This window comes from Thermobacillus sp., assembly GCF_003390775.1.
Classification (GTDB): Bacteria; Bacillota; Bacilli; order Paenibacillales; family Paenibacillaceae; genus Thermobacillus; species Thermobacillus xylanilyticus.
On record NZ_QEWA01000041.1, the window covers coordinates 98,771 to 105,014 of the forward strand.

5 protein-coding genes, 6 tRNA genes and 1 rRNA gene are annotated in these 6,244 nt (G+C 60.1%); 2 read left to right on the top strand and 10 right to left on the bottom strand.

What is annotated here, in order from left to right:
- The first annotated feature begins 139 nt into the window (after positions 1-139).
- Positions 140-3,055 (top strand): glycoside hydrolase family 3 protein, encoded by a 2,916-nt coding sequence (locus C6W55_RS12065; protein WP_286892786.1) that lies wholly within the window; start codon positions 140-142, stop codon positions 3,053-3,055.
- Between the two features lie 11 nt (positions 3,056-3,066).
- Here the strand turns inward: C6W55_RS12065 and C6W55_RS18145 are convergent, their stop codons facing one another.
- Both C6W55_RS18145 and C6W55_RS12070 read right to left on the bottom strand, forming a co-directional pair.
- A complete protein-coding gene (locus C6W55_RS18145; RefSeq protein WP_353682038.1) occupies positions 3,067-3,264 on the bottom strand; it encodes a hypothetical protein in 198 nt (65 codons plus the stop codon).
- Positions 3,255-3,611 (bottom strand): hypothetical protein, encoded by a 357-nt coding sequence (locus tag C6W55_RS12070; protein WP_353682039.1) that lies wholly within the window; start codon positions 3,609-3,611, stop codon positions 3,255-3,257. Before C6W55_RS12070 ends, C6W55_RS18145 begins: the two co-directional genes overlap by 10 nt.
- 110 nt (positions 3,612-3,721) lie before the next feature.
- Between C6W55_RS12070 and C6W55_RS12075 the strand changes: the two genes are divergently transcribed.
- Positions 3,722-4,330: a TetR/AcrR family transcriptional regulator gene (locus C6W55_RS12075; protein WP_286892787.1), complete on the top strand. Its 609-nt coding sequence runs from the start codon at positions 3,722-3,724 to the stop codon at positions 4,328-4,330.
- 69 nt (positions 4,331-4,399) lie between these two features.
- On the opposite strand, the gene C6W55_RS12080 is transcribed toward C6W55_RS12075, so the two are convergent.
- From C6W55_RS12080 to C6W55_RS12115, 8 genes are all read right to left on the bottom strand, one after another.
- A tRNA-Pro gene (locus C6W55_RS12080) sits at positions 4,400-4,476 on the bottom strand.
- A 12-nt stretch (positions 4,477-4,488) separates the two neighbouring features.
- Positions 4,489-4,565, bottom strand: a tRNA-Arg gene (locus C6W55_RS12085).
- A 6-nt stretch (positions 4,566-4,571) separates the two neighbouring features.
- A tRNA-Gly gene (locus C6W55_RS12090) sits at positions 4,572-4,646 on the bottom strand.
- A gap of 181 nt (positions 4,647-4,827) precedes the next feature.
- On the bottom strand, positions 4,828-5,703 hold the full coding sequence (locus C6W55_RS12095; protein ID WP_286892788.1) for a hypothetical protein: 876 nt from the start codon (positions 5,701-5,703) through the stop codon (positions 4,828-4,830).
- Positions 5,674-5,760: transfer RNA gene (locus tag C6W55_RS12100), tRNA-Leu, on the bottom strand. Before C6W55_RS12100 ends, C6W55_RS12095 begins: the two co-directional genes overlap by 30 nt.
- 12 nt (positions 5,761-5,772) lie before the next feature.
- Positions 5,773-5,858, bottom strand: a tRNA-Leu gene (locus C6W55_RS12105).
- 14 nt (positions 5,859-5,872) lie between these two features.
- Positions 5,873-5,949 (bottom strand) — tRNA-Met (locus tag C6W55_RS12110).
- Positions 5,950-6,083: 134 nt separating this feature from the next.
- A 23S ribosomal RNA gene (locus C6W55_RS12115) occupies positions 6,084-6,244 on the bottom strand; the annotation flags it as partial.

Consider the following 6,244-nt stretch of genomic DNA (forward strand, 5'->3'; position numbering starts at 1 on the left):
GCCGATGCCGCATTTTGCCCGGATTTTTGTGCGGATTGTTGCGGTAGTCGGCCGGCCCGCGGAGTGCTACAATGCCGTTTACTGTGACAGCGCATTCAAAGATGCGGGCTTCGGCCCGCCCGCGAAAGGAGCCGCATGCATGGCCGAACAATGGCAATATCCGTTCCGCGATCCGGATCTTCCGCTCGAGACGAGGGTGAACGATCTGATCGGGAGACTGACGACGGAAGAGAAAATCAATCTGATGGCCCAGTACCAGGACGCGGTGCCCCGCCTCGGCATCGCGCCGTACAAGCACGGCACCGAAGCGGCGCACGGCATCGCCTGGCTTGGGCCGGCGACGACATTCCCGCAGCCGATTGGTCTCGCTTGCACGTGGGACGCCGATCTGCTGCGCCGCGTCGGCAGCGTCATCGGCGACGAGGCGCGCGTCTGGTACCGGCGCAACCCGGCGGTCAACGGGCTCACGCTGTGGGCGCCGACGGTCGATCTCGAGCGCGACCCGCGCTGGGGACGCACAGAGGAGGCCTATGGCGAGGATCCTTTTCTCGTCGGCAAACTGGCGTCGGCGCTCATCAGGGGAATCCAGGGCGATCACCCGTTTTATCTGAAAGCGGTCGCGACGCTGAAGCATTTTCTCGGCAACAACAATGAAGCCGGCCGCGGCGACAAGTCGGTCAGCATCGATCCGCGCAACATGCGGGAGTACTATCTGAAAGTGTTCGAGACGGCGTTCAAAGAAGGCGGCGCGCTCTCGATGATGACGGCGTACAATGCGGTGAACGGCGTGCCCGCCAATCTGTTGCCGATGATCACTTCCGTCGTCAAGCAGGAATGGGGCATGAACGGCTTCGTCGTCAGCGACGCGTTCGACGTCACCGGCACGGTGCGCGACCACGGATACATGGCGTCGCTGCCTGCTGCGGTTGCAGCGTCAATCAGGGCCGGCATCGACAGTATCACGGATGACGCGAAAGTGGTTAAACAAGCGATCCGCGAAGCGCTGGAGATGGGGCTGCTCACCGAGAACGATCTCGATGTCGCGTTGCGCAATACGTTCCGCGTCCGCTTCCGGCTCGGCGAGTTCGATCCGGACGACCGGAATCCGTATGCCGAAATCGGCGAATCGCACATGATGCGGCCCGAGCACGAGGCGTTGTCGCTGGAAGCGGCCCGCAAGAGCATCGTCCTGCTCAAGAACGACGGCGTGCTGCCGCTGTCCGCCGATCGGATCCGCAAGATCGCGGTCATCGGCCCCCTGGCCGATGTCGTGTACCGGGACTGGTACAGCGGCACCCTTCCCTACGCGGTGACGCCTCTCGCCGGCATCGTCGAAGCGCTGGCGGGCCGTGTGCAGCCGCATGGACCGGCTGGCGCGGTGGATGCCGGAGACCGGGTCATCCATGCGAAAGGCGCAACCCGGGTGCGGCTGAAGTCGAGTACGACGGGCCGGTATGTGCGGATTGCCGAAGGAGAAGACGCGCCGCTTGTAGCGGACGCCGAACGCGCGGAAGACGCCGACGTGTTCGAGCTGAACGACTGGGGCTGGGACAGCGCGACGCTGACGGCGGTTCGAAACGGCAAATTTCTGACGACGGATGACCGGCGCGTGCTCGCTTCGGCGGACGATATCTGGGGATGGTTCACGAAGGAAGTTTTTCAACTGGATCGGTCGGATGAGGACTGCGTAAGGGTCCGGACGTGGAACGGTCAGCCGGTGCGCGTCGGCCCGGACGGCATGCTGCTCGCCGGCACCGGCGACGCCGGCGAGACGGCGAACGTGGTCAATGTCGCCGGCGCCGCGGAGGTGCAGGGCGTGTCCGGCAGCGCGGAATGCGAGCGGTTCGCGGTGGAAATCGCAGCGGACGGCTTGCGGGAAGCGGCGGAGGCGGCGCGCCAGGCCGACGCGGCTGTCGTCTTCGTCGGCAACCACCCGCTGATCAACGGCAAGGAGACGGTCGACCGGCCGGATATTGCGCTGCCGGAACCGCAAGAGCGGTTGATCCGCGAGGTGCTCGCCGTGAACCCGAATACGATCGTCGTCGTCATCGGCAGCTATCCGTTTGCCCTCGGTTGGACGGCCGAACACGCCCCCGCCATTCTCTATCTGGCGCATGCCGGCCAGGAACTCGGCCGGGCGGTTGCCGGCACGCTGTTCGGTCGGTTCAATCCGGCCGGCAGGCTGAACATGACGTGGTACCGCTCTGCCGATCAGCTGCCGGATTTCATGGATTATGACATCATTCAGGGCAAGCGGACGTACCTCTATTTCGACGGCGAGCCGCTCTATCCGTTCGGATATGGCTTGTCTTATTCGCGGTTCGAATATGCCGATCTGACGATAAGCGCCGATGCCATCGGGTACGGCGAGCGTGTAAAGATCGGCTTCACGGTCACGAACGTGTCGGATGTTTATGGGGAAGAAGTGCCGCAGCTCTACATCCGGTGCGAAGATTCCCGCGTGCAGCGGCCGCTTCGGCAACTCGCCGGATTTGCGCGGATCGGCCTTGCGCCTGGCGAATCGAAGCGGGTGACGTTCGAACTGTCTTCGGACGATCTTCGCTTCTGGGACATCACGCGATCCTGCTGGTGCCTCGAACGGGGCGTCTGCCGGATCATGGTCGGCGCATCATCGGCCGATATCCGCCTGGCAGGCAGTCTGAACGTCAACGGCGAGGTTGTGCCGCCCCGCGATCTGCGGCAAGTGACGCGCGCGGTCGACTGCGACGGCTATGCCGGCATCTTCATCGACGAATGTTCGGAGGGCGGCGACAGCGCGGCTGTGTCGGACGGGGGCTGGATCCGCTTCGACGATGTTGCGGTTCCGCCCGGCGTCACGTTCATCGAACTGCGCGCCTGGAGCGCGGACGGCGCCGAGGCGGAGATCCGGATCGACGGTCCGGACGGCGCCGTTGCCGGAAGCTGTCCTGTCCCCCCGGGGGGCCGGCAGGAATGGAAGACGTGCCGCGGGGCGCTCGCGCTGCCGGAAGACCGCCGCAGCCTGTGGATCCGGCTGAGCGGCGCAGCCCATTTGCAGTGGCTGCGGATCGGGTGAGGCGTGCCGGATTACCCGTTCACCGTTTTTTCCTTGCGCGGCCAGATCGTGTAACTGAAACTGATCAGAAAATCAATGGCCAGCACGATCGCCCATTTGCCGATCATGTTCAAGAGTTCCCGGCTTCTGTCGATATTGTCGATGTACAGCACCAGCCCGATCAGGATGGCGCTCCCGATCATCCATGCCAGCAGATGTTTCAACCACATGATCCGTTCATACCGCGCGTGTGCCGCTCCGTACTTCGGTTTCGGAGCAGGTGCGGGACCCCCGGCGAACCGATGGCGAATTTGCCGTCCGCCCACCGGATCATCTGTTTCCCGAAGACGATCGAAACGCCGATATACACCGCCGCGAGACCGTGGAAGAATCCGGCCGTGGCTCCGTTCCGAATATCTATCGTCGTAAAAATGAGCAGCGCCACGTCAACCAGGATCGTACTCGCCAGAAGCACGCCTCCCAGACGGCGCTTCCCGATTAGATATCGACAGGCCAGACCGGCCAATACGAACAGCCAAAATCCGATCTCACAGGCAATGATCATGGCCGCGATCATAACACCCGCTCCTTTCCGGTTGTTATTGTCTCAATTTAATACAAACGTACTAAAACAAAACGTATTTTAACACGCTTGTACGGTGAAATCAATGCGGCTATAATGGGCATATGCCTAAAGTTGTCGATCATGAAGTCCGCCGCCGTCAGCTTGCGGATGCGGCATGGCGCGTAATCCGGCGCGACGGGCTGGAAGCGGCCTCCGTGCGCAATGTCGCCAGAGAAGCCGGCGTTTCGCTCGGTTCGCTCCGCCATTATTTCACCAGCCAGGACGATCTGCTGGCCTATGCGCTCCGCAGGGTCGGCGAACGGATCCGGGAACGAATCGAGAAAATGCCGCTTACCGGCGACATCCGCACCGATGTGGCGACGGTCATCGAACAGACGCTGCCGCTGGACGAGGAGCGGCAGACCGAAGCGGTCATCTGGCTTGCCTTTATGGGCAAGGCGCTTACCAATGCCGGACTCGGCGCATTGGCCGCCGAGACGCATGAACAGCTGTACAATCTGTTCCGCAAAATGCTTGCCGCCATGAACCAGTACGGCCTGCTGCCGCCGGACATCGATTTGGATCTGGAAGCGCGGCGGTTGCACGCACTGATTGACGGTCTTGCCCTGCACGCCGTTTCGCACAATCAGGCGGTCAACGATGACGCAATCCGCGGCATCATGGCCCGACATCTCGCGAGTCTGACGGCGGTACACTCTCCGCGGCAATAAGAAAAGCCTTGGCGATCCCAAGGCTTTCTGTGTTTGCATATGAAAGCGGGTCTTCCCGCTGATTCACAATGGTCGGGACGACACGATTCGAACATGCGACCCCCTGGTCCCAAACCAGGTGCTCTACCAAGCTGAGCTACGTCCCGATGAAATAAAAATGGCGTGCCCAGAGAGATTCGAACTCCCGACCTTTTGATTCGTAGTCAAACGCTCTATCCGGCTGAGCTATGGGCACGTGAGATGGAGCGGACGACGGGAATCGAACCCGCGACCCTCGCCTTGGCAAGGCGATGCTCTACCGCTGAGCCACGTCCGCTTGTCAATCGATGGTCAAACGACCCTGACGCATCTTCCCCGTTTTCAGGGGCACTATTAGATTATACGCAACCAGCCGTTCCGGGTCAAGACCGTTTCTGCGGTTCCCTGCTGTTCCGTCCGCACAAGCTCCCGGCGAATGCTCTCCCGTACTCTCGCTTCAGAACGGAGGCGCGGCGAAATCACGGCGTCCGCCACGGAAACCCGTCCGGGTCCCGTTTTGCCCGCTCGGCAACAAGCGCGGGGTCATGACCTTCCACTTGGCAAAGGAAAGGAAAATCATCCGGCTCTACGGCCAATTTGGCAATCGGTCTGACGGCAACCGGACTCGCCCATTGCGTCATTTCAACTCGCGTTCCGTCGAACTCGATCGGCGCCTGCTGTTCGAACGAATCGCGAGGCAACAGATAGATCATGCCGTTCTTCCACGGGAAATGGGGCAGCGCATCCTGGTCGACAGAGAAATAGTAGTAGTATGCATACCCGCCGTCCTCATCATCCGGAATGCGGAAACAGCCGTTCAGCAGCGAGGTGACGCGTTCCCGGTCCACGATGGCAAAATAAATGGGCCAGATCCCGTCCGATGCCGCATATACGGCGCGTCTGTTGCCGAATTCGTTGACGTCGTTCGATTGGCGCGGTTCAAATTCGGCAATGGCGGGATTGGCTGACCCGTGAAGCACAATGTTTTTCGTTTCGCACAGCCAGCTGAGGAACATCCACTTAGGCGCAGAGAGATCATACGTCAATTCCGGGGTGCCCTCTTGCTCCGTCATCAGCCTATACAGTCGTTCGAAATGAACGAAATCTTCATCGCGCAATGCCGGACGCCGCAAAAAATAGTCGGGGATGTTCATGCGCTTGCCTCCTGTTCCCGCAATCATATCAGTTGAAAATTGTAAAACAACAAATTCTAATCCGAAATATATCAAGCCAAACCGGATTTGAATAGTGCACAAAACCGATTTCCTTCTCCGGGAAGACTGAAACAAAAAAACCTTCCAAATCGGAAGGATATGTTGTGCGTATGGTGCGGTCGAGAGGACTTGAACCTCCACGGTATTGCTACCACTAGAACCTGAATCTAGCGCGTCTGCCAATTCCGCCACGACCGCGTCTGGATGTTATGGTGCGGTTGAGAGGACTCGAACCTCCACGGGCGAAGCCCACTACCCCCTCAAGATAGCGTGTCTGCCAATTCCACCACAACCGCATTAGTTGTTGAATTGGTTGCGGGGGCAGGATTTGAACCTGCGGCCTTCGGGTTATGAGCCCGACGAGCTACCGGACTGCTCCACCCCGCGTCATGTAGTTCAGAGTGTCTTGCACCCTGAAAACCGGATGCGAATGATTTGCTTCAAGCTGAACCCGTTTCCGGGGCCCCCGCAAAGTAATCGGACTACGCTTCGAAGCGAATCGTCACTTTGTGGGGTAAATTTAGGATAAGCCCTCGACCGATTAGTATTCGTCAGCTTCACGCGTTGCCGCGCTTCCACCTCGAACCTATCAACCTGGTCATCTTCCAGGGGTCTTACCTTTACAGTGGGAAATCTCATCTTGAGGGGGGCTTCGCGCTTAGATGCTTTCAGCGCTTATCCC

Bases quoted from the DNA above. Each gene is read 5' to 3' on its own strand.
- C6W55_RS12065 (WP_286892786.1), top strand. From the start codon at position 140: ATGGCCGAACAATGGCAATATCCGTTCCGCGATCCGGATCTTCCGCTC.
- C6W55_RS18145 (WP_353682038.1), bottom strand. From the start codon at position 3,264: ATGTGGTTGAAACATCTGCTGGCATGGATGATCGGGAGCGCCATCCTG.
- C6W55_RS12070 (WP_353682039.1), bottom strand. From the start codon at position 3,611: ATGATCGCGGCCATGATCATTGCCTGTGAGATCGGATTTTGGCTGTTC.
- C6W55_RS12075 (WP_286892787.1), top strand. From the start codon at position 3,722: ATGCCTAAAGTTGTCGATCATGAAGTCCGCCGCCGTCAGCTTGCGGAT.